The following is a 22689-nucleotide window of genomic DNA, read 5'->3' as shown; positions in this document are numbered from 1 at the left end:
GGGCGACCCTCGATTTGTCTAGAGACCGGTCTTGCCCGGAACCCAGTTGGTGCCGGCCAGCGGAACCTGGGCCATCGCCGCGGCTTCGATGGTCAGGGCCACCAGATCCTCCGGCTCGAGGTTGTGCAGGTGGCTCTTGCCGGCGGCGCGGGCGATGGTCTGGGCTTCCAGCGTCATCACGGCGAGGAAGTTGGCCAGACGCCGCCCGGCGAGCTCCGGATCGAGGCGCTTCGACAGCTCCGGATCCTGGGTGGTGATGCCGGCCGGATCCTTGCCCTCGTGCCAGTCGTCATAGGCACCGGCCGTGGTCCCGAGAGCCTGGTACTCGGCCTCCCAGCGGGGGTCGTTGTCGCCGAGCGCGATCAGGGCGGCCGTGCCGATCGCCACGGCATCGGCGCCGAGTGCAAGCGCCTTGGCGACATCGGCACCCGAGCGGATGCCGCCCGAGACGATGAGCTGTACCTTCCGGTGCATGCCGAGATCCTGAAGCGCCTGGACGGCCGGACGGATCGCGGCGAGCGTCGGGATGCCGACATGCTCGATAAACACGTCCTGAGTCGCCGCGGTGCCGCCCTGCATGCCGTCGAGAACCACGACGTCTGCACCGGACTTCACGGCAAGCGCCGTGTCGTAATAGGGCCGCGAGGCACCGACCTTCACGTAGATCGGCTTCTCCCAATCCGTGACCTCACGCAGCTCGCCGATCTTGATCTCGAGATCGTCGGGGCCGGTCCAGTCGGGGTGACGACAGGCCGAACGCTGGTCGACGCCCGGCGGCAGGCAGCGCATGCCGGCAACACGCTCGGTGATCTTCTGGCCGAGGAGCATGCCGCCACCGCCGGGCTTGGCGCCCTGGCCGATCACCACCTCGATCGCATCCGCCTTGCGCAGATCGTCCGGGTTCATGCCGTAGCGTGACGGCAGGTATTGGTAGACCAGCGTCTTCGAGTGGCCGCGCTCCTCCGGCGTCATGCCGCCGTCGCCCGTGGTGGTCGAGGTGCCAGCGATGGTCGCGCCGCGGCCCAGAGCCTCCTTGGCGTTGGCCGAGAGCGAGCCGAAGCTCATGCCCGCGATCGTCACCGGGGTCTTCAGCTTGATCGGCTTCTTCGCGAAGCGCGAGCCGAGGATGACCTCGGTGCCGCATTTTTCGCGGTAGCCTTCAAGAGGGTAGCGGCTGATCGAGGCGCCGAGAAAGAGCAGGTCGTCGAAATGCGGCAGGGCACGCTTCGCGCCGGCGCCGCGGATGTCGTAGATGCCCGTCGCCGCGGCGCGGCGGATCTCGGACATCACGTCGGGCGTGTAGGTCGCGGAGAAGCGGGGCTTGGTGCGCGGGGTGCCGCGCGGATCCTTATGATCGGCCATCAGTAGGCTCCGGCGTTGTCGACGTGGAAGTGGTAGAGGGTGCGGGCCGAGCCGTAGCGCTTGAAGTCCGAGGGATCGACTTCACCGGCGAGGCCGGCATTCTTCAGCTTGGCGTAGAGCAGCTCGCGATGCTCGTCCTTCATCGGCTTCTCGACGCAATCGGCGCCGAGACTGGCGACGGAGCCGCGCACGAACAGCTTGGCCTCGTACAGGGAGTCGCCCAGCGCCTCGCCGGCATCGCCGAGAACCACAAGCGAGCCCGCCTGCGCCATGAAGGCCGACATGTGGCCGATCGACTTCTTCACGACGATGTCGATGCCCTTCATCGAGATGCCGCAGCGGGCACCGGCATTGCCGTCGATGAGGAGGAGACCGCCATGGGCGGTGGCGCCGGCCGACTGGCTGGCATCGCCGCGGACATGCACGAAGCCGGAGATCATGTTCTCGGCGACGCCAACACCCGCATTCCCGTTCACGAGGACGCTGGCCTGCTTGTTCATGCCGGCGCAGTAGTATCCGACGATCCCTTCGATCTCGACGGTGATGGGCGCATCGAGGCCGGCGGCGATGGCGTGACGGCCATCGGGATGATTGACCGTCCAGTGAGTCTCGTTGGTGTCGGACCGCAGCGCGTGCAGGGCCTGGTTCAGGTCACGCAGGGGGCTGCTGTTCAGGTCGAATATCGGCATCAGTGGCGCTCCCACGCATAGACCTTGGCAGGCTCCGGCTCGAAGACGCGCGCGCTCTCGATGCCCGGAAGGCCGACGAGGGCGCGGTACTCGGAGCCGAAGGCGACGTAGTCGTCCGTCTCGGCCATGACGGCCGGCTTGCAGGCGATCGGATCGCGCACGACGGCGAAACCATTTTCGGTGCCGACGACGAAGGTGAAGAAGCCGTCGAGATCGGTGAGGCTCGACTCCAGCGCTTCCTTCAGCGAGGCGCCCTCGCGCATCCGCCAGGACAGGTAGCCGGCGGCGACCTCGGTATCGTTCTGCGTCTTGAAGGTCAGGCCCTCACGCTGCAGCTTGCGACGCATGCCGTTGTGGTTCGACAGCGAGCCGTTATGGACGAGGCACTCGTCGAGGCCCGTCGAGAACGGATGCGCACCATTGGTGACGACGGCGCTTTCGGTGGCCATGCGGGTGTGGCCGATGCCGTGGCTGCCGGACATGCCGGCGAGATCGAAGCGCTCGGCGACGGAAGCCGGTAGGCCGACCTCCTTGTAGATCTCCATGCGCTTGCCGGCGCTGACCACGTCGATGCCGGGAGCATTCTCCTTGAGCCATGCGCGGATCTTCGTTTCGCGCTCGGCGGGGACGGACAGCACGGTATGCGTGTCGCGCGCGGTCTTGGCGAAGGAGCGGTCGAAGACTTTCTCGAGCTGCGAGATGGTTTCGCCAAGGGTTGCCTGATCCGGGCCACGCAGCGTGAGCTTCACGCCCTCGGCGTCCGAGCCATAGACAGCGATACCCGCGCTGTCCGGCCCGCGATCAGTCATCGTCTCAAGCATGTCCGACAAAAGCTTGCCGAGCTGCGGTTCAAGCTTTGGATTCTTTAGAAACAACCCGACAATACCGCACATCGCAAGTTCCTCTTAAATCGGGAGCGCCGGATATTGCTCGCACACTCCACGACAAGCGTCAACTGAGGATCAATAAAATTTCCTGGTGCGAAATTCGGTGCCAGGCAGAGAACGTTCAGGCGCTAATGCGGTGATCCAACATGCCGCTCATTTCCGAAGGCGCGACGCTTGACCGGGCGTCCTAGGAATGCGGGCCTCCGTCGGCTGCTCGACGAAGTCGACAGGTGTGAGCCTCGGCGCAACGCAACCCAAGTCGCCCGATTACACCGGAGACATTGCCAAGCCCGCGAAATGCAGCAACATCCTGCTTGAAGCGGCTTCGCGACCTTCTCTTTGCGAATGATATTTTCTCTAAGGGAAAACGGATGTCAACCGAGGAAATCATGCTGCTCTGCAGCAAAACCTTCCGTTTTGCGAGATCTATAGGCGGATGACGAATATTGTATCAGTCGTTGCCGAGCTCGCGGGCACGCGTCGTTTCCAGGCGACCTCGCGCCACCATTTGCACTTATCATGCAGTTATTTGCGCATGCCGCTGGAGGTTGCCCTCCTGAAAGCTCGTGCCGCATGAGAACGGCTTGGGCGATCAGCGATGAGTGCCAAGGATGGATCCGAAGGCGCGCCGGTTGTTCGTTGCGGCGCACGCATTGACACGCCGCGCAGCGATGCACCTCAGTGTGAGGATCAGACCAGTGGTTTCCCCCAGATGAAGAGTCGCGTGCCGAGCCGATCCCCACAAGAGCGCGTCCTGAACACGGCCTCCAACGCGCCGGTCGAAGACAAACGGAATCTGGAGAAGGCGCTGGGCCATCAGATCCGCGCACTTCGACGCGAGCGTGAATTGTCCGTCGCCGATCTCGGGGCCGCTGCCGGCATCTCGCCGGGCATGATCTCGAAGATGGAGAACGGACAGATCTCCCCTTCCCTCGCCTCGATCAACTCGGTAGCCAATGCGCTGAACGTCCCGATTACGGCCCTGTTCTCGGCCTTCGAGGAGCGGCGTGATTGCTCCTACGTGAAGAAGGGCCAGGGCGTCGTGATCGAACGACGCGGCACGAAGGTGGGCCACATCTACGAGTTGCTCGGTGCGGGTCTTCGCGGAGAACTGATCGTCGAGCCCTACCTCATCACCCTCGAGGATGCGGCGGAGCCCTACACGGGTTTCCGGCATGGCGGCATCGAGTTCATCTACATGCTGGCAGGCGAGGTTCTCTACCGCCACGCCGACCAGGAATATCACCTGGTTCCCGGCGACTCGCTCATGTTCGATGCCGAGGCTCTGCACGGACCGGCCAAGCTGCTCAAGAAGCCGATGACCTATCTGGCGATCATCTCATATCCACGGGTTTGAGATCTCGTCGGGCGGCGGCCTTACAGAACCGGCATCGGTTCTCAAGCGGCTTCTTCGCGCGACCTATGCACTTTCGTGCTTGTGTTTCTCTTCAGGAATGATAGTTTCCTTAAGTGATCGAGGCGTCGGTGCGGGTCGCTTTGGATCATGATTTCTCCCATGGACTCAAGGCTTCGCCGACACCGTTCGGCGAAGCCTTTTTCGTGATGGGCGCATGGTCTGCAGCGCTCGTCTCGAAGGTCGGACGATTGATGAGCGCTCAGCTCGCTTGCCGCGGATAGATGATTACGGCGATGTACTTGATAGGCGACCGGATGATCTGGACCGGACCGTGAAGGCCGGCCGAATCGAACATCAGCGAGTCGCCGGGTAGCAAGCGATAATCGTGGTTCGAGTGGCGATAGATGATCTCGCCACTCAGCATGTAGATGAACTCGATCCCGGCATGGCGGAAGCTCGCATAGGGCACCGCATCGTCGGTCAGATCGATGAGGTAGGGCTCGACGACGATGTCGCCGCCGAGCGCCGCTCCGAGCAGCTCATAGATGTGACCGACCTTGGTGCCGCGGCGCTCGATGATGAGCCCCTGCCCGCTCTTCACGTGTGAGCAGTCACGCTTCTCTTCGAACGAAGAAAACAGAGACGAGAACGGGACGTTGAGCGCACCGGCGATGGCGCTGATGGTCGAGAGCGAAGGCGAGATCTGTCCGTTCTCGATCTTGGAGATCATTCCGAGGGAGACCCCGGACGCACTTCCAAGCTCGGCTGCCGACAGATCCTGAGCTCGCCGGAGCATTCGGACCTGAGATCCGATCGCCTTCTCCAGCGATTTGGCGCTTTCCTGCGGGGCACTCGATCCCGTCGCGAGATCGAGTCCCGGATTCGCGGCAGCCACCAGCTGCGGCACTTCGGCGTCGGCCCTGCGTGCCGGCTTCTTCCGTGCGGCCTGGGAGGCGGGAAACTTGCTGATCTGCGCCATCGAAAATTGCCTCAGCGCGCGGATTCGGCCGCTCGGATCGAAATGGGTCCGGTAATCAGTGAGCCGATCCCTGCTCGACCTCGTAGCCGAACTCGGCGGCGGCCTCGGTCAGCCAGGACCAGAAGCTCCCGGCGAAGCTGCGGGCGACTGCCACGTCGTAGGTCGGCGCGTCGTCCAGCTGCCAGAGTTGGGCACCGATATGGGAGATGCTGGTCACTGCCGTCCGCCCAGCCTGGAACGCGCGTGGGTGCAGATCGACCGCGACTCCCTTCTCAAGCAACGTCCGGGCATTCGGCCCTGACACCCGCACGACCGCGCGGCCGTCGCTCTGATCGGTCACGGCCGCAATGCCGCGGAACACATCCGGCAACTCCCGTAGGGCATCGCGCGTCTCTGCGACGGCCAGCCACTGGCCCGGAGCAGACCAGACCAGCCCTCGCTCACGCGACACCTGAGACTTGCCGGGCTCGGGCAACGTCCAGCCGTACCGCTCGGATACGAGCGCCCGCAGGGCATCCGTCTGTCCATCGGCGGCAATGACCGTCGCCAGGGCGATGCCGTCGCGCAGGGTCAGCCGGACGCCAGCCTCGCCTTGGCTGCGTCCGTGACGGCCGGGCTTCGCGTAACCGGCCCAGGCGCTGCGGGGAGCCCACACGTTCGCGCTTGCCTCAGACATGCATCCTGCTCCCCTCGGGATCGACGAAGACCGCCGAACAGATCTCGACTTCGAAATCCTCGTTGCGCACGGGATCGTAGGCGCGCACGCGCTCGCCGATCCGCTGCGGACCGCGGCTGATGAAGCCGATGCCGATCCAGTGGCCGTTGCTCGGCGAGTAGGCGACGGAACTCAGGAAGCCCTGATCGGCCTCGAGGCTCGGCGTGGCGTCGAGCGCGATGATGTGCGTGCCGGCCCTCAGGCGCTTGGAGGTGTCGACGGGACGGACACCGACGAGCGTCGGCCGGTCCGGCTCCGTCAGACCGGGGCGGTCCTTCATCAGGCGGCCGATATAGTCCTTCTTCTTGGCGAGCATGCCGCCGAGGCCGATATCGGCGGCCGTCGTCATGCCGTTGATCTCGGCGCCGGCCGCGTGTCCCTTCTCGATGCGCATGACGGACAGCGCCTCCGACCCGTAGGGCGTGATGCCGTGTGGCGTACCGCTCTGCATGATCGCTCGCCAGAGGGCGTCGCCATAGGCGGCCGGCACGGCGATCTCGTAGGCGAGCTCACCCGAGAAGGAGATCCGGAACAGCCGCGCCGGGATCCCGCCGCCGACGGTGATGTTCGCGCTGGCGAGGAAGGGGAAAGCCTCGTTGGAGATGTCGAATTCGGGGTCCACGACGCCGCGAAGCGTGTCGCGGGCCTTCGGGCCGGCGACCGCATATTGCGCCCATTGCTCGCTGATCGAGGCGATCTGCACGTCGAATTCGGGCCAGAGCCACTGACGGCAGAACTCCATGTGCTGCATCACCTTCGCCGCGTTCGCGGTGGAGGCGGTCATCACGTAGTGGTTCTCGCCCATGCGGGCGATGGTGCCGTCATCGAGGATGATCCCGTCCTCGCGCAGCAGGATCGCGTAGCGCGCCTTGCCCACCGGCAGGCTGCCGAACGGATTGGCCGTGAACTTTTCGAGGTAGGCGAGCGCGTCGCGCCCCTGGATGTCGATCTTGCCGAGGGTCGTCACGTCGCAGATTCCGACCTTCGAGCGGACCGTGTTCACCTCGCGGTTGACACTCTCGAGCCAGTCCTTCTCCCCGGCGCGCGGGAAGTAGGCCGGGCGCATCCACAGGCCGGTCTCGACGAAGACCGCGCCGTTTTCCTCGCACCAGGCATGGGAGGGCACATGCCGGGTCGCCCGGAACTCCTTGCCGCGGTGGTGGCCGGCAAGCGCACCGAGCGCCACCGGCGTGAAGGGTGGCCGGAACACCGTGGTGCCGACGCTCGGGATCGCCTGGCCGGTCAACTCGGCCATGATCGAGAGGCCGGCGAGGTTCGAGGTCTTGCCCTGGTCAGTCGCCATGCCGAGCGTCGTGTAGCGCTTCAGGTGCTCCACGGCCCGGAAGCCCTCGCGATGAGCGAGTTCGACGTCCGTGGCGGCCACGTCGTTCTGGAAATCGACGAAGGCCTTGCCCTTGATGCGAGGCGACCGCCAGAGGGGCGTATGGGCCGCGCTCTCCGCCTCGGTGCTCGGGACGGGATAGAGCTTCCGCTCGAAGCCGCATTCCTTCGCGGCGTCCGCGGCGACATCCGCGCCCGTCGCGAGGCATTGCGCCAGGGTCAGGCTGCCCGCGGCCGCGCCCGCAGCGACCATGCCCAGAGGCATTGCTGCCGGGACGAAAGCGTGGATGTCCTCGTTCCAGACCGGCTTGCGCGACAGGTGTGAGTCGAGATGGACGATCGGGTTCCAGCCATTGGCCATTGCGAGGCAGTCGCAGGCAATGGTCTGCGCGCCGCCATAGGAGTCGACGACCTCGATCGCCTTCAACCGGAGATGACCGCGGGTGCCCGCGACATAGCCGTCGGTGATGATGGTGGCGCCCGCGCTCTCGGCCGCGCGACGCACTTCCTGCGGCACCGAGCGCCGTGTGTCGATCACGGCCGCGATCTGACCGCCGGCGGCGAGTACATCGGTGACCGTCCGCCAGCCATCGTCGCTCGACGTGACGACGGCGATCTTGCGTCCCGGCAGGACCCCGTAGCGATTGACGTAGGCGCGCACCGCGCCGGCCAGCATGACACCGGGCCGGTCGTTGCCGCCGAAGACATGCGGGCGCTCGATCGCGCCGGCAGCGAGAACCGCGCGCTTGGCGGTGATCCGCCACAGACGCTGGCGCGGTGCATGAGCACCCGGCACCGCGAGATGGTCGCTCACGCGCTCGACGGCGCCGTAGGAGCCGTGATCGTAGACCCCGAACAGCGTCGTGCGCGTCAGGATGCGCACTTCTGGCAGGCTGATCAGCTCGTCCAGGGCCGCTGCCGCCCATTCGACGCCGGCCTGCGAGCCGATCCACTGGTTCTCGGAGAGCAGACGCCCACCGAGCTTGAAGTCTTCGTCGACGAGGATGACTCGTGCCCCGGTGCGCCCCGCAGTCAGCGCCGCCGAGAGACCGGCCGGCCCACCGCCGATGACGAGTACGTCGCAATGCGCGTGCATCCGGTCGTAGGTGTCCGGATCGGGCGCGTTCGCGGCGCGGCCGAGGCCGGCGGCGCGGCGGATCATGGGCTCGTAGAGCTTCTCCCAGAAGGAGGCCGGCCACATGAAGGTCTTGTAGTAGAAGCCCGCTGCGAAGATCGGTGCCGCCAGCGCGTTGATGCCGAGCGCATCGAAGGCGAGCGAGGGCCAGCGGTTCTGGCTGTTCGCCTCGAGGCCGGCATAGAGCTCGGCGACAGTGGCGCGAGTATTCGGCTCGCGGCGCGCGCCGGTGCGCAGCTCGACGATCGCATTCGGTTCTTCCGAACCTGCCGACAGGATGCCGCGCGGGCGGTGGTACTTGAACGAGCGCCCGACGAGATGGACGCCGTTGGCGAGCAGCGCCGAGGCGAGCGTGTCGCCCTGGAAGCCCTTGTACGAGGTGCCGTCGAAGCTGAAATCGAGGAGCTTGCGCCGGTCGACGAGGCCGCCCTTCGCGACCCGGTAGGCCTGGCTGCGATCCGGGATCTCCGCGGCGACGTCCGCGTCCGACCGCTTGAGCGTCATCGTGGTCATGCGGCGTCTCCCGTATGGCGGGCCAGCGCGACGTCGCGGGCCGAAGACACGTCGCGGATCTCGTGGGTGCGGGTATCGCGGGTCACGACGAGCCAGCTTCGGCAGCCGGCGCCGTGGTACCAGAGCTCGCGGTGCAGGCCGGCCGGATTGTCGCGCAGGTAGACGTAGTCGTGCATCGCCTCGGCCGAGGCGTTCATGCCGTTGGGGCGAACGACCGTCGCATCGCCGAGATAGCTGAACTCGCCGTTGTCACGCTCGCCGCAATGGGGGCATCGGATGCGCATGGGATGAATCCTCAGTGCAGGTTCGGCTGCGCGCCCATGCCCTTCTCGTCGATGAGATGGCCGGTCGCGAAACGGTCGAGGCGGTAGGCGGCGCTGACGGGATGGGGCTCGTCGCGGGCGATGGTGTGCGCGAAGCAGAAGCCTGCCGCGGGGGTGGCCTTGAAGCCGCCGTAGCACCAGCCAGCATTGAGATAGAGGCCGCCGATATCGGTGCGATCGATGATCGGCGAGCCGTCCATCGACATGTCCATGATGCCGCCCCAGTGGCGCAGCAGCCGGACGCGTCCGAGGCCCGGCCAGAGGGCCATGCCGCCCTCCATCACGTCCTCGATCGTGGCGAGGTTTCCGCGCTGGGCGTAGGAATTGTAGCCGTCGATGTCGCCGCCGAAGACGAGGCCGCCCTTGTCGGACTGGCTGACGTAGAAATGGCCGGCGCCGAAAGTCATGACGCAGTCGATGAGCGGCTTCAGCCCCTCGCTGACGAAGGCCTGGAGCACGTGGCTCTCGATCGGCAGCCGCATGTCGACCATCGAAGCGAGCAGCGAGGACGAGCCGGCCACCGAGATGCCGATCTTCTTCGCGCGGATGAAGCCGCGCGAGGTCTCGACGCCGACCACGCGGCCATTCTCGCGGGCGATGCCGGTCACGGCGCAGTTCTGGACGATGTCGACGCCACGCTCGTCCGCGGCGCGGGCATAGCCCCAGGCCACCGCATCGTGGCGCACGGTGCCGCCGCGGCGCTGGACGAGGCCGCCCTTCACGGGGAAGCGGGCATTGTCGAAATCGATGAAGGGCACCATCGCCCTCACCTGCTCGCGGTCGAGCAGTTCCGCATCAATGCCGGCGAGCCGCATGGCATTGCCGCGCCGTGCATAGGCATCGCGCTGGCCATCGGAGTGGAACAGGTTCAGCACGCCGCGCTGGCTGACCATCGCGTTGTAGTTGATGTCCTGCTCCAGCCCCTCCCAGAGCTTCATCGAGTGCTCGTAGAACGGGATGTTGCCCGGCAGCCCGTAGTTCGAGCGGATGATCGTCGTGTTGCGGCCGACATTGCCGGAACCGATGACGTTCTTCTCCAGCACGGCGATGTTGGTGATGCCGTGCTCCTTGGCCAGGTAGTAGGCCGTTGCGAGCCCGTGGCCGCCACCGCCGATGATGACGACATCGTATTCGGTGCGCGGGGCCGCATCGCGCCATTGCGGCTTCCAGTCTTTCTGGCCGCGGAGCGCCTGGCCGAGGACGCTGAAGAGCGAGTAGCGCATGGAGATCCCCGTCGCCGGTCGTGATCGCTTGTCCTGATGTTGATACCGCCCTCCAATCGGAGCATCCTTGCAATTCACGACGGGTTTCCGGCAAATCGCGCAAAGATGAGCACCCCTACCGACGCCAGCCGTGGACGGCCCGGTCGCAAGTCTCGCCGGATCGACCCTCCTGCTCCGATCAGCGTCGGGTTCGTCCTCGTGCCGGACTTCCCGTTGATGGCGTACAGCGCAGCCGTCGAGCCGATGCGGGCCGCCAACACCCTGTCGGGCTGCACGCTCTATGAGTGGTGGCACGCTGCGCCGGGTGGCGGCACGGTGCGCGCCTCGAACGGCATCGAGATCCTCACCGACGTCGAGGTCGGCTCCAAAAAGCGCGGCACGGACCGCATCTTCGTCTGTGCCGGAGGGAACCCCGCCTCCTTCGTCGACCCCACCCTCTTCGCCTGGCTACGCGCGCTCGCGCATGGCGGCGCGACGGTCGGCGGGATCTCGGGCGGCCCCTATCTTCTCGCGCGGGCCGGCCTGTTGGATGGGCGGCGCTGTACCTTGCACTGGGAGCACGTCCCGGCCTTCGAAGAAAACTTTCCGGGGATCGACGTCGTCCGCTCTCTCTTCGAAGTCGAGAAGAAGCGCGTCACCTGTTCGGGCGGGATCGCGGCGCTCGACATGATGCTGCACCTGATCGAACGCGACCACGGGCCGGGACTGGCTGCGGGCGTCAGCGACTGGTTTCTCCATAACCAGATGCGCGAGGGCCTGAGCCCACAGAGAATGGATCTGCGGATGCGGTTCGGCGTGCGCGACCCCCGCGTGCTGAGGGTGCTCGCGGCCATGGAGAACAACCTGGAGACGCCACTGTCGAAGGACGTTCTGGCTGGTTTGGCAAACGTCTCGACCCGGCAGCTCGAACGCCTGTTTCGAGACCTGATGGATCGCAGCCTGCACCGCCACTATCTCGACCTCAGGCTCGACCGTGCCCACCAGCTGCGCCGCGAGAGCGCCCTGCCCGCGGCCGAGATCGCTGCCGCTACGGGCTTCCTGAACTCGGACGAACTGACACGGGCAGAGCGACGTCGGCGCGATTTCGGCGCGGAAACCTGACCACCGTCAGATGCCGCTGGCCCATGCTTCGCTGTTGCGAGTGCGCGAAGCTTTGCTCCACAACACCGGAGAGCCGACAGACGAATGCGAAGGCACCATGCCTCGCGACGCCGGCTAAAGGCAGTCCGAACGGCTCAGGTTCGCCAGGCGGTCATTCGTACCGATGGCGGGACATGTCGTGCGACATGCTGGCGATCGACCTCGCGATCTCCTGGGACCGGATCGCAAGCACCGAGAGCAGCGTATCGCTCAACCCGTGCGAGGTCTCCGAATAGCCCTGCAGATGGATGCGCGGCAGGAAGCCGTCGCGCATCTTGAGGCGATAGGCCCGGTCGACGCTGAGCTGCTCGATCTGGTCGACGATCGGCTCGAGGAAGGGCTGCAGGAGACTGCGTTCGTAGCCGGTCGCCAGGATGACGGCGTCGTAGAGCGTCTGCTGCGAGGCCTCCGCAAAGCGATCCTCGGTCGCAACGGCGATGCTTTCGCCGGAGGTCGTCACCGTCGTGATCTGGCTGCGCGGCAGCAGGTTGACCTGAGAGCTGCCCTCGACCTTCTGCTGATAGAGGATCTTGTGCAAAGCCTCGAGCAGGTCGGGATCGACAACGGCATAGTTCGTATTGCGGAAGGTCCGCACCACGGCCTCGCGGTCGTCTTCCGACAGATCGTAGACGAAGTCCGTATAGGACGGATGGAAGATCTCGTTGACGAAAGGCGAGGAATCCGAGGGCTTGAGGCTGTGCCCGCGGAAGATCAGGTCGATCCGTGCCTGGGGGAAGCGCGACTGGAGATCGACGGTGATCTCCGCCGCCGACTGCCCACCGCCGATCACGGCGACCCGCGCGCCCTCCTTGTCGAGGCCGCGCTGGTCGATCAGGTCGAGGTAGCGGCTCGAATGCAGCATCCGCGGATCGCCAGCGAGCGGCTTGAACAGGTCCGGGATGTGCGGAGCGCCGCCCACGGCCACCACGAGCCCGCGCGTCTGGCGCACGCTCTCGCGACCGGAGGCCGAGCGCGAGACGACGCGCAGGGCGGTCACGGTGCTGCCCTCGTGGACCGGCTCCACGGCGACGACGTTCTCGCCATACGAGCATGACGAGGCGAAGGTGTCGGCGACCCAGCGCAGGTAGTCGTTGAACTCCACGCGGCTCGGATAGAACGTCTTGCAGTTGGCGAAGTCTTCGAGCCGCCCCTGCTTGTGGAGATAGTTCACGAAGGTCAGCGGGCTGGTGGGATCGCGCAGCGAGACCAGATCCTTCAGAAACGAGATCTGCATGTCGGAGCCCGGCAGCAACATGCCACCGTGCCAGGTGAAGCGCGGCTGCCGCTCAAGGAAGTGGAAGTTGCAGCCCGCGCCGTCGACGCGGTTGGCCTCGTCGAGCGCGATGGCGAGCGCGAGGTTCGACGGGCCGAATCCGATGCCGAGCACGTCGTAATCGGGGGGATTCATGTGCATCATCGCGCGGTCTCCGCCGATCCGGAACGAGCGGGTGCCGGCTGCCAGAGGCGGTCCCCGAAAAAGCGCTCGCGCAGCAGCATGACGAGGCTTGCGCGCTTGTGTGGGAAGTCGAAGTTCTTCAGCCGCGCGAAGCCCGAAACGTCGAGGTTGCGGAGCTGCTGCGTGTGATGGGCCGCCGGCTCGCCGACGATGCGCTGCGTGCGCGGATCGTCGAGAAACAGATAATGCATCAGGGAGGGCAGCCAGGCCGAGATGTAGGCCCGCCCGCGGACCGCCTCTTCGCCGACGGCGACGTGCCAGCCGCGATCCCAGTCGTCCACGTCGTAGAACGGGGCGATCCGGTTCTCCTTGGCCCAATAGATCTCGAAATAGCCAAAGGGCCGATCGTCGAAACTGCCGATCATCGGGATCATGTGCGGGTCGGCGATCAGGCCGGAGAGATAGGCGCGGTGCTTCTCGTGATCGCCTTCCTCCTGCCAGAAGGCGGCGACGCGCGGATCGTTCATCCATCGGTTAAACAGCGGAACGTCGTCGAGGGTCAGCGCGCGGAACGAGACCGTCTGGCCGAGCCACGGGATGTGCCGCGCATAGACGACACCACGGGGCTTGGGCGGCCGGCGCGGATGGCGGCGCCCCTCCGTGAGGATCAGGTCCGCAGGATAGGGCTCCTGGCTCGGCGCACTCAGCCAGTTGGCACGGCGCTGCATCGCCATTGCCGGCCACACGCTCAGTTCGGGACCGTCATGGATGGCAAGCCCGCTGCTGCATGAGCGATCTGCGAGATCCGCATCGTCTCGAAGATCGAGATGCAGCCGATCGATGGTTGGCTCCCAGCCGATCAAAGCCTCGATCACCGCAGCGAGCGCGCGCTCGCCGAGCTCGAGTTGCCCTCGCGATTCGAGGAGGGTCAGGCGACGAGTGCCGGTCTCGAAGCGGAACGACGCGAGCGACTGGCCACCGGCGACGGCCTCGAGCCTGTCTCCCTGCCGGGTGACGGTCACGGGGTCACCATGGCCAGCGGCGAACAGCGTGGCGACCTGCCCGCTCGCCGTATTGTCCCCTTCGAACATTCAGGTCTCCGACGGGCCTTCGATACGGGCCATCCAGGGCGACGCACCGCCGGGCTGCCGACGGCGCGAGCGTGATCGCGAGAAGATGGGCGGTTCGTAATGGCGACTTAGAAGGGGCCCGGCGAATGCTCAAGCCCGCAGCACATGATATTTCGACCAAAACCAAAGTATTGAATTATTCCAAATAAGATCTCGGAAAGTTCAAGGCTCGATTTGATCGATGGGTGGTTCTCCCGTGGCAGGAATCCTTATTGGCGCAGGCGCCGGCGACAACGATCGCAGACGGTGAATGAGGGCGGCGCGCCACTAGAGTGAGCGCAACAACGATGCTCGTCGCTCACGTGGATGCCTTTCCGAATGCCTGGGCCAGGGCTCGCGAAATCTCCTGCTGCGCCGTCAACGCGTCTTCGGTGATGCTCCCCATGCGCAGGAACTCGTGGACCATGCCCGGATACACCCGGACCTCGGCGGCAACCCCAGCCTCCTGCAGCCGCGCGGCGTAGGCGCGTCCCTCGTCGAGGAGCGGATCGAATTCGGGAAGCACGATCAGCGCCGGTGCGACGCCGGCGAGATCCGGCGCGGCAAGCGGGGCGAAGCGCCAGTCGTCGCGGTCGGCCTCGCCGCGAAGGTACTGCGCGAAGAACCAGGCCACCGTCTCGGCTTCCAGCAGGTAGCCCCGCCCGTAGCGGCGAAAGGACTCGGTGTCCTGCCGGGAGCCGAGGCCCGGATAGGCGAGCGCCTGGAAGACGGGCTTCGGCAACCCCGCCTCGTCCCGTGCTGCGATCGCGAGCGCCGCCGCGAGCGTGCCCCCGGCACTGTCGCCGCAAAGCGCGACGCGTCCGGTGTCGAGGCCGAGGGCCGGCCCATCGCGGCCGATCCAGGCCAGCGCGTCGCAGGCATCCTCGAACGCGGTGGGAAACCTGTGCTCGGGGGCGAGCCGGTACGCGATGGCGAGGACTGCGCCGCCGCTGCCCTCGGCGAGGTTGCGCCAGAGCCATTCATGCGAGTCGAGGCTTCCGACCACGAAGCCACCGCTATGCAGCGCCAGCGTCACGGGCAGCGGGGCCTCTGTCGAGGGCGCGCGCGGCGCGTAGAGCCGGGCCGCGATCATGGCGCCGTCGCGCGTCGGCAGCTCGAGGGCCCGCTCGAAAGGGAGCGGATCGGCCTCGAGGTCGAGGAGCGGCGAGGAGGCATCGAAATCATCCCGCGCCGCCTGCGGCGTCAGCTGCGGCAACGGCGTGCGTGCGCCACTCTCGACACCCGCTGCGATCATGCCGAGGAGGGCTTCGATATCCGGATGCAGCTCGCCGGCGAGATCCGTCGGCCCGCTCATGCCGGCTCCTCCAGGCGTTCTTCCTCGCGCGGGGCATCGCGCAGGAGCCCACGGATGGTCGGATTCTTCATGAGGTCGCGGAGCTTGATCTCGATGCCGATGGCGCTCTCCCGCCGCAGGCGGCTGATGACCCGCAGGCTCAGGAGCGAGTTGCCGCCCAGCTCGAAGAAGTCGTCGGTGACGCCGACGCGCTCGATCTTCAGCACCTCCTGCCAGACCCGCGCCAGCGCCTTCTCCGCCTCGCTGCGCGGGGCAACGTATGCGCGCGATTGCCAGTCCGGCACCGGCAGCGCCCGGCGATCGACCTTGCCGGTAGAGGTCAGCGGCAGGCGGTCGAGCACCACGATCCGGGCCGGCACCATGTAGTCCGGCAGGACCTTTTTGAGTTCTGCCGTGACCGTGTCCGCGAGAGCCTCCGGCGCGGCACCGGCTTCCCATGGCGTGACATAGGCGATCAGGCGGCTGCCTTCGGGCGCCTCCTGCGCGACCACCGCCGCATTGCGCACCGCTCGCAACGCGCGGGTCCGCGCCTCGACCTCACCGAGTTCGATCCGGAAGCCACGGATCTTCACCTGGTCGTCGATGCGTCCGAGATATTCCACCGTGCCGTCCTCGTCCCAGCGCACGAGGTCGCCGGTGCGGTAGAGCCGGCTGCCGGGCTCGCCATACGGATCGGGCACGAAGCGGTCCGCCGTGAGACCGGGCTGGCCGTGATAGCCCCGCGCGAGCCCGGCTCCGCCGACATACAATTCGCCCGCGACGCCCGCCGGCACGATGTCGAGATGAGCATCCAGGATCAAAGCCGTGCGGTCTCCGACGGGGAACCCGATCGGCGCATAGGCCTGCGCGCAGGCCGCCGAGGCCGGCACCTTCCAGACCAGCGGCGTCACCACCGTCTCGGTGGGGCCGTAGCCGTTGACCAGGATTTGTGGCTTCAGGACCCGCGCCACGCGCTCGAACCCGGCCTTCGGCATCGCCTCGCCGCCGAAGGAGTAGAGCTTGACGGGCGGCGGATCGCCCGCCTCCTCGATCCATTCCGCGAGCTGCTGCAGATAGGCCGGAGACATGCCGGCATGGGTCGCCCCCTCCGCCCGCAGCACCTCCGCGATTCTCTGGGGCGCCCAGAGATGCTCGTCACTGACAACGAGCCGGCCGCCATGGGTCAGCACCGTCAGCCAGCGCTCATGCGCACCGTCGAAGGCCAGCGAGATGACGTGCAGTTCGCAGGTCTCCTCGTTCGTCTCGTAAAGCACTCCGGTCGCGCGGCAATGCATCGACAGCGCACCATGCGCGACGGAGACGCCCTTCGGCTCTCCCGTCGAGCCGGACGTGTAGATGACGTAGGCGAGGCTTTCACCGTGAAGCTCGGCCTGGGCTGCCGGGCCGCTCGTCCCCGACGTGTCCGCGATGGTCACGCGGGTGATCGCCGAGGGCAGCGCGACGCTGCCGGTCCGGTCCAGCACGTGGCCCACCCCCGAACTCGCCGTGATCACGGCCAACCGCTGCTCCGGAAGGCGCGGATCGAGCGGCAGGTAGGCCGCCCCCAGCTTCAGCACCGCGAGCATCGCCACGAAGGTCTCTTCGTGCCGCTCGACCATGAGCCCGACGAGGGCGCCGGCCACGATCCCTTCGGATATTAGCCGCTGCGCCAGAGCGTTGGCGCGGTCGTCGAGTTCGGCGTAGCTCAGCCGCCGCTCGCCGACCACCAGGGCGATGGCATCTGGCCGCCGCCGAGCCTGCTCTGCGATCGCCTCATGCACGAAGGGCGTCGACGGACAAGGCAATGCCCTGGCGTTGCCAAGGTTCTTGAGAGCGATGTCGCGTGGCGTCGCGAGCGAGAGCGAACCGATCTCGGCCTCGCCACGGACCGCGAGCAGGAACAGGACATGTTCCATCGTCTCGCGGATCCGCTCCGCATCCTCATCGCTGAAGTGATTGAGGAGGTAGAGGTATTCGATCTCGAGCACCCGCTCCGCGGTGACCTTGAGATCCATCGGATAGTTGGTGACATCCACGGATTCGAAATCGCTGAAGGCGATCGAGCGACCTTCGCGGTCCCGCAGGTTCTCCTCCAGCGGGTAGTTTTCGAAGACCATGATCGAGTCGAACATCGACTGGCCGGACAGCCCGGCGAAGCCCTGAATCGTGCCAAGCGGAGTCTGCTCGTGCTCGCGCATGTCGACGCTGCGGCTCTGCAGGTGTCTCAGCCAGTTGCCGACGGTGAGCCCTGGCTGCCGATCCTCCGAGATCGGCAAAGTGTTGATGAACAGGCCGATCATCTCCTGCGCTCCGGCCACCTCGGCCGGACGGCCCGCGACGGCAAGACCGAAGGTCACCCGGGCCTGACCCGTGTAGCGCTGCAGCAGCAGGATCCAGGCCGCCTGGACTAGGGTGCTGAGCGTGACGCCTTGTGAACGCGCGAAGTCCTTGAGCTGTCCCGTCTCGGCTTCGCCAAGTCGGGAATAGCGGCGGTTGTGCCGCACCTCCGTGCCCTTGCGCGAGAACGCATCCGCCAAGCGCGTCGGTGCCTCGAACGTCTCCAGCCGCTTGCGCCAGAACCGTTCGGATGCCGCCTCGTCTCGCCCAGCCAGCCAGGCGATGTGATCGCGGTAGCGCGGCGGAGGCGACGTCGGTGTCCGACCCTCATAAGTCTGCAGCAGCTCGGAGACGAGCCGCGCCGTGCTCCAGCCATCGAGCAGGATGTGGTGATAGGTCCAGATCAGCCGATAGCGGGATCGTCCGTCGGCGGCGGCGTCGAGCCGGATCAGCCGGATGCGCTGCAGCGGCGCCTCGGCCGGATCGAAGCCGCTTGCGTGCTCGCGCGAGGCAGCCTGCGCAAGCCGTTCGTCGTCGACGGCCTGTCCGCGCCAATCCTCCTCCGTGAAGGGGAGCGGCACGGCATGGTGCACCACCTGTTGTGCAGCCCCGTCGATCCCCCGCCACAGGAAGCTCGTGCGCAGGATGTCGTGCCGCGCAGACAAGGCCTCCCAGGCCCCACGCATCCGCTCGGCATCGAGCCCGGTGACCGTCACCGCCACCTGGTTGACGTAGTCGCCGCCGTCGCCAGCCCGCTGGAGCGCATGGAACAGCAGGCCCTGCTGCATCGGAGACAGCGGATAGACGTCTTCCATGACGGCGGGGTCGATGCCGAGTGCCGTGAGTTCGGAAGAGTTCAGGCCGGTCAGCTCGCCGAACACCCTTTCCGCCACGATCGGCGCCGGCTGATCCTCGGTGGCGGCGGCGACCCGGGCCAGTCCTTCGAGGCTCGGATGCCGGAACAGATCCCGTGGCCGGATCGCCCACCCGCCCTCCCGCGCCCGGCTCACGACCTGGAGCGCGGAGATGGAGTCGCCTCCTGTTTCGAAGAAGTTTTGTGTGACGCCGATCTGGGGGATGCCGAGGACTTCGGCCCAGATGGCGGCGAGGGCGGTCTCGGTGGGATTGCGCGGGGCGACGTAGTCGTCGGCCTGTGCGAGGGCTGCCTCCGGTGCGGGGAGCGCCCTGCGGTCGAGCTTTCCGTTGGGGGTGAGCGGGAAGCTGTCGAGCACGACGAGATGGGCGGGCACCATGGCCTCGGGCAGCACGGCGGCCAGCGCGGCGCGGATCCGGGCGGTGTCGAGACCGTGGCTCTCCTGGCCGTGCCCTTCTTGGCCGTGTCCCTCCTGACCGTGCTGCTTGTGCGGGGTGAGGTATCCGACGAGCTGGAGGCCTGATGGCGCGGGCCGTGCGAGCACGGCGGCCTGGGCGATGCCGGGCAGCGCCCTGAGGCGGGCCTCGACCTCGCCCGGCTCGATCCTGTGGCCGCGGATCTTGACCTGGTCGTCGGCACGTCCCCGGTACCACAGGCGGCCGTCGGCGCTGCGGCAGGCGAGGTCCCCGGTCCGGTACAGGCGGGCGCCGCCTGAGCCCGGGCCTGGGCCTGGACCCGCGAAGGGATCGGGGACGAAGCGCTGCGCGGTCAGGTCGGGCCTTCCCCAATAGCCCCGGGCGAGGCCGATGCCGCCGATATACAGCTCGCCCGTCACGCCGGGGGCGGCCGGCCGCATCTCGGCATCCAGGACGTGCAGGGTGGTGTGCGCCACGGCCGCGCCGAGATCCGGCTGCCAGCCGGGATTGTCGCCGGCATCGGCGCCGTCCCCGGGTGCGCCCTCGGGGGTGATCCGGGCGAGCGCCGACCACACCGTGGTCTCGGTGGGCCCGTACAGGTTCCACAGCTCGGCGGCGTCCGCGCTCAGCATGCGGGCGAGATCCGGGGCCAGCGCCTCGCCGCCGCTCCAGCGCCGGCATCCGCCGGGCAGGCGCTGCAGCACGCCGGCCCCGGCCAGCATGCGCCAGGTCGAGGGGGTGGCCTGGATCACGCTCACGGCCTGCCTCTCGGCCAGGGCGCAGAGGAGCTCGGGATCGCGCGAGGCCGATCGGTCGGCCAGGACGATCCGGGCGCCCACGGTCAGGGGCAGCAGGAGTTCCAGCACGGCGATGTCGAAGGAGAGCGAGGTCAGGGCGAGGACGGCATCGCCCTCTGCCATGCCGGGCGCGGCGGCCATGCTCGACAGGATGTTCGCCAGGGCGGCGTGCGGGATCATCACCCCCTTGGGCAGTCCCGTGGAGCCGGAGGTGTAGATCACATAGGCCAGGGACGATGCGGATGGGCCGGACAGGCCCGGCAGCGAGGCGGGCGCGCTGGAGCCCGCTACGAGGCCACCGCCGTCATCGATCCGCAGCAGGCGGGCTCCGCCCGAGGCCAGCGCCTGGGCGGCCTCCTCCGGGACGTCCTCCCGATCGTCCGAGACCAGGATCAGGGACAGGCCGGCATCCGCGACCATCTGGGCGAGCCGTGAGGCCGGATAGGCGGGATCGAGCGGCACGTAGGCGCCGCCGGCCTTCAGGACCGCGAGCAGCCCCACCAGCAGGCCCGCGCGTCGGCCGAGCGCCAGGCCGACCCGGCTCTCGCCGGCACCGGGCGCTCCGGAACCAGCCCCGACCCCCAGCCCGCGCAGATGCGCCGCCAGACGCTCGGCCCGTGCCTCGAGCTCGCCGTAGCTCAGGAGAGACCCGTCGCCCTCCACCAAAGCCACCGCATCGGGAGCCCGCGCGGCGCGTGCCGCGATCGCCTCCGTCACCAGCGGCAGAGACCCGCCAGCGGCCGGGATCGCATCCGCCCCCGCTGCCCGCGTCGCCGCCACGGCCGCCGCGATCCGGTCCGCGTCGCCCGCCGAGGCGACCGACCCGAGCGAGCGGGAGCCATCCGCACAGATCGCGACGAGCCAGTCCTGCAGGCCCTGCGCCATCAGGGCGGCCTGCCCCGGCGTGAACCGGGACCCGTCCACCTGCAGATGAAGCCGCAGGCCGGCGCCGGCCGATGCCGTCACCATCACCGGGTAGTTCGCACGCTCGGAGACCCGGACGTCGCCGAACCGGGCGGTCGCAGGAGAGGAAGCGTCGGTCGAGGAGGATGCAGAGGACGGTCCTGCCTCGCCCTTGAGCGCGGCATCGACCGGATAGTTCTCGAACACCACCAGGGTGTCGAACAGGGCCCGTCCGGCCTGGCCCGCCAGACGCTGCAGCCGGGAGAGCGGAACATGGGCATGCTCGCGCAGGGCGAGATTGCGCTCCTGCAGGCCGCGCAGCCAGGCGCCCACCGTGTGATCGGGAGGCGTCCCCTCCAGCACGGGCAGCGTCGCGATGAACAGGCCGAGCATCGTCTCGCTGCCGGCCAGCTCCGCCGGGCGCCCCGACACCGTCGCCCCGAAGCAGACCCGCTCCTGGCCGCTCAGCCGGCGCAGCAGCAGGGACCAGGCCCCCTGGACCAGGGTGTTCAGCGTCACCCGCTCGGCGCGTGCGAAGGCCCGCAGCCGATCGAAGGCCGTGCCCTCCACCAGCACCGTGCGCTCGATCAGCGCGCCGTCGTCAGGGCCGGCCTCGCCCCCGGCTTGATCGGAAGCGCCCGCGGCAGAATCCGAGTCGCCGGCAAAGGCCTCGGCCAGATAGGTCGGGTTCTCCAGATCCCCGAGCTCGGAGCGCCAGAACGCCTCCGCGCCCTCCTGGTCGCGCCCGGCCAGCCAGGCCACGTAGTCCCGGTACAGGCCGGGCGACGACAGGGCGGTGCCAGAGGCGGAAGACGAGCCCCCCTCGCCCCGATACGCCTCCAGCACCTCCGCCAGGAACCGTGCCGACGACCAGCCGTCCAGCAGGAGGTGATGGCTCGTCCAGATCAGGCGATGCCGCGAGGCCCCCTCGGCATCGTCCGGCAGCCGCACCAGCCGCACCCGCTGAAGCGGGGCCCGCGACAGGTCGAACCCCTCCGCCCGCTCCGCCTCACACGACGAGGCAAGACGCGCCTCCTCGTCATACACCGTCTCGTCCTGGCCGCCTGCGATGGGAACGGCCCCCCGCCAGTCCTCCTCGACGAAGGGCAGCTCCGCCTGGCGGAACACCACCTGCAGCGCACCGCCCGGCACGCCCACCGGAACCCCGCGCCGCACGAACCCCGTGCGCAACACGGCATGGCGCGCGCTCACCGCCTCCCAGGCCGCCCGCAGCCGAGCCCCGTCCAGGCCCGACACGCCCACGCTCAGCTGGTTCACGTAGAGACCCGACGCATCGTCCTCCAGCGCATGGAACAGCAGGCCCTGCTGCATCGGGGACAGCGGATAGACGTCTTCCATGACGGCGGGGTCGATGCCGAGTGTCGTGAGCTCGGCTGAACTCAAGCCGGTCAGCTCACCGAACACCCTTTCCGTCACGATTGGCGCCGGCTCGGCCGCGGTGGCGGCGGCGACCCGGGCCAGTCCTTCGAGGCTCGGATGCTGGAACAGATCCCGTGGCCGGATCGCCCACCCGGCCTCCCGCGCCCGGCTCACGACCTGGAGCGCGGAGATGGAGTCACCTCCTGTTTCGAAGAAGTTTTGTGTGACGCCGATGCGTGGGATGCCGAGGATTTCGGCCCAGATGGCGGCGAGGGCTGTTTCGACCGGGTTGCGCGGGGCGACGTAGTCGTCGGCCTGTGCGAGGGCGGCCTCCGGTGCGGGCAGCGCCCTGCGGTCGAGCTTTCCGTTGGGGGTGAGCGGGAAGCTGTCGAGCAGGACGAGATGGGCGGGCACCATGGCCTCGGGCAGCACGGCGGCGAGCGCGGCGCGGATCCGGGCGGTGTCGAGACCGTGGCTCTCTTGTCCGTGCTGCTTATGCGGGGTGAGGTATCCGACGAG

General features: G+C 67.6%; 14 protein-coding genes. 2 read left to right on the top strand and 12 right to left on the bottom strand.

The window, feature by feature from the left end; genetic code table 11:
• Nucleotides 1–18 precede the first annotated feature (18 nt).
• From HCU64_RS17930 to HCU64_RS17920, 3 genes are read right to left on the bottom strand one after another with little or no spacing between them, the layout of a single operon-like run.
• Complete coding sequence (locus tag HCU64_RS17930; protein WP_233385536.1) at nucleotides 19–1362, bottom strand: FMN-binding glutamate synthase family protein; 1344 nt, start codon at nucleotides 1360–1362, stop codon at nucleotides 19–21.
• The gene (locus tag HCU64_RS17925; protein WP_233385534.1) at nucleotides 1362–2051 is read right to left on the bottom strand and encodes a protein glxC; all 690 of its coding nucleotides are present in this window, start codon (nucleotides 2049–2051) and stop codon (nucleotides 1362–1364) included. The genes HCU64_RS17930 and HCU64_RS17925 overlap by 1 nt, the downstream gene beginning before the upstream one ends.
• The gene (locus tag HCU64_RS17920; protein WP_233385532.1) at nucleotides 2051–2944 is read right to left on the bottom strand and encodes a class II glutamine amidotransferase; all 894 of its coding nucleotides are present in this window, start codon (nucleotides 2942–2944) and stop codon (nucleotides 2051–2053) included. The genes HCU64_RS17925 and HCU64_RS17920 overlap by 1 nt, the downstream gene beginning before the upstream one ends.
• A gap of 706 nt (nucleotides 2945–3650) precedes the next feature.
• Here HCU64_RS17920 and HCU64_RS17915 point away from each other — a divergent pair.
• Nucleotides 3651–4295, top strand: coding sequence for a helix-turn-helix domain-containing protein (locus HCU64_RS17915; protein WP_233385530.1), 645 nt, complete (start codon nucleotides 3651–3653; stop codon nucleotides 4293–4295).
• 259 nt (nucleotides 4296–4554) lie between these two features.
• On the opposite strand, the gene HCU64_RS17910 is transcribed toward HCU64_RS17915, so the two are convergent.
• The 5 genes from HCU64_RS17910 to HCU64_RS17890 are packed head-to-tail and all read right to left on the bottom strand — an operon-like array spanning nucleotide 4555 to nucleotide 10524.
• The gene (locus tag HCU64_RS17910) at nucleotides 4555–5274 is read right to left on the bottom strand and encodes a helix-turn-helix domain-containing protein (protein ID WP_233385528.1); all 720 of its coding nucleotides are present in this window, start codon (nucleotides 5272–5274) and stop codon (nucleotides 4555–4557) included.
• Nucleotides 5275–5329: 55 nt separating this feature from the next.
• Nucleotides 5330–5950: a sarcosine oxidase subunit gamma gene (locus tag HCU64_RS17905; RefSeq protein ID WP_233385527.1), complete on the bottom strand. Its 621-nt coding sequence runs from the start codon at nucleotides 5948–5950 to the stop codon at nucleotides 5330–5332.
• Nucleotides 5943–8978 (bottom strand): sarcosine oxidase subunit alpha family protein, encoded by a 3036-nt coding sequence (locus HCU64_RS17900; protein ID WP_233385526.1) that lies wholly within the window; start codon nucleotides 8976–8978, stop codon nucleotides 5943–5945. Before HCU64_RS17900 ends, HCU64_RS17905 begins: the two co-directional genes overlap by 8 nt.
• The gene (locus tag HCU64_RS17895; RefSeq protein ID WP_233385525.1) at nucleotides 8975–9262 is read right to left on the bottom strand and encodes a sarcosine oxidase subunit delta; all 288 of its coding nucleotides are present in this window, start codon (nucleotides 9260–9262) and stop codon (nucleotides 8975–8977) included. Before HCU64_RS17895 ends, HCU64_RS17900 begins: the two co-directional genes overlap by 4 nt.
• 11 nt (nucleotides 9263–9273) lie before the next feature.
• Entirely contained in the window at nucleotides 9274–10524 is a 1251-nt protein-coding gene (locus HCU64_RS17890) for a sarcosine oxidase subunit beta family protein (protein WP_233385524.1), read from the bottom strand.
• Between the two features lie 105 nt (nucleotides 10525–10629).
• Here HCU64_RS17890 and HCU64_RS17885 point away from each other — a divergent pair, with 105 nt between their 5' ends.
• A complete protein-coding gene (locus tag HCU64_RS17885; RefSeq protein WP_233385523.1) occupies nucleotides 10630–11625 on the top strand; it encodes a GlxA family transcriptional regulator in 996 nt (331 codons plus the stop codon).
• Nucleotides 11626–11776: 151 nt separating this feature from the next.
• On the opposite strand, the gene HCU64_RS17880 is transcribed toward HCU64_RS17885, so the two are convergent.
• The 4 genes from HCU64_RS17880 to HCU64_RS17865 form a co-directional block, all read right to left on the bottom strand.
• On the bottom strand, nucleotides 11777–13072 hold the full coding sequence (locus HCU64_RS17880) for a lysine N(6)-hydroxylase/L-ornithine N(5)-oxygenase family protein (protein WP_233385522.1): 1296 nt from the start codon (nucleotides 13070–13072) through the stop codon (nucleotides 11777–11779).
• A gap of 5 nt (nucleotides 13073–13077) precedes the next feature.
• Entirely contained in the window at nucleotides 13078–14151 is a 1074-nt protein-coding gene (locus HCU64_RS17875) for a GNAT family N-acetyltransferase (RefSeq protein ID WP_233385521.1), read from the bottom strand.
• Nucleotides 14152–14488: 337 nt separating this feature from the next.
• Nucleotides 14489–15484, bottom strand: a complete 996-nt coding sequence (locus HCU64_RS17870) for an alpha/beta hydrolase (RefSeq protein WP_233385520.1) — start codon at nucleotides 15482–15484, stop codon at nucleotides 14489–14491.
• The gene (locus HCU64_RS17865) at nucleotides 15481–22587 is read right to left on the bottom strand and encodes a non-ribosomal peptide synthetase (protein ID WP_233385519.1); all 7107 of its coding nucleotides are present in this window, start codon (nucleotides 22585–22587) and stop codon (nucleotides 15481–15483) included. Before HCU64_RS17865 ends, HCU64_RS17870 begins: the two co-directional genes overlap by 4 nt.
• Between the last annotated feature and the right edge of the window lie 102 nt (nucleotides 22588–22689).

Source organism: Methylobacterium sp. C25, assembly GCF_021352225.1.
GTDB lineage: Bacteria > Pseudomonadota > Alphaproteobacteria > Rhizobiales > Beijerinckiaceae > Methylobacterium.
Note: the sequence above shows the minus strand (reverse complement) of the source record. Positions and strands in the feature narration are given on the sequence as shown.

Bases quoted from the DNA above. Each gene is read 5' to 3' on its own strand.
- HCU64_RS17875 (WP_233385521.1), bottom strand. From the start codon at position 14,151: ATGTTCGAAGGGGACAATACGGCGAGCGGGCAGGTCGCCACGCTGTTC.
- HCU64_RS17890 (WP_233385524.1), bottom strand. From the start codon at position 10,524: ATGCGCTACTCGCTCTTCAGCGTCCTCGGCCAGGCGCTCCGCGGCCAG.
- HCU64_RS17930 (WP_233385536.1), bottom strand. From the start codon at position 1,362: ATGGCCGATCATAAGGATCCGCGCGGCACCCCGCGCACCAAGCCCCGC.
- HCU64_RS17915 (WP_233385530.1), top strand. From the start codon at position 3,651: ATGAAGAGTCGCGTGCCGAGCCGATCCCCACAAGAGCGCGTCCTGAAC.
- HCU64_RS17870 (WP_233385520.1), bottom strand. From the start codon at position 15,484: ATGAGCGGGCCGACGGATCTCGCCGGCGAGCTGCATCCGGATATCGAA.
- HCU64_RS17905 (WP_233385527.1), bottom strand. From the start codon at position 5,950: ATGTCTGAGGCAAGCGCGAACGTGTGGGCTCCCCGCAGCGCCTGGGCC.
- HCU64_RS17910 (WP_233385528.1), bottom strand. From the start codon at position 5,274: ATGGCGCAGATCAGCAAGTTTCCCGCCTCCCAGGCCGCACGGAAGAAG.
- HCU64_RS17900 (WP_233385526.1), bottom strand. From the start codon at position 8,978: ATGACCACGATGACGCTCAAGCGGTCGGACGCGGACGTCGCCGCGGAG.
- HCU64_RS17865 (WP_233385519.1), bottom strand. From the start codon at position 22,587: ATGGTGCCCGCCCATCTCGTCCTGCTCGACAGCTTCCCGCTCACCCCC.
- HCU64_RS17880 (WP_233385522.1), bottom strand. From the start codon at position 13,072: ATGAATCCCCCCGATTACGACGTGCTCGGCATCGGATTCGGCCCGTCG.
- HCU64_RS17895 (WP_233385525.1), bottom strand. From the start codon at position 9,262: ATGCGCATCCGATGCCCCCATTGCGGCGAGCGTGACAACGGCGAGTTC.
- HCU64_RS17885 (WP_233385523.1), top strand. From the start codon at position 10,630: ATGAGCACCCCTACCGACGCCAGCCGTGGACGGCCCGGTCGCAAGTCT.
- HCU64_RS17925 (WP_233385534.1), bottom strand. From the start codon at position 2,051: ATGCCGATATTCGACCTGAACAGCAGCCCCCTGCGTGACCTGAACCAG.
- HCU64_RS17920 (WP_233385532.1), bottom strand. From the start codon at position 2,944: ATGTGCGGTATTGTCGGGTTGTTTCTAAAGAATCCAAAGCTTGAACCG.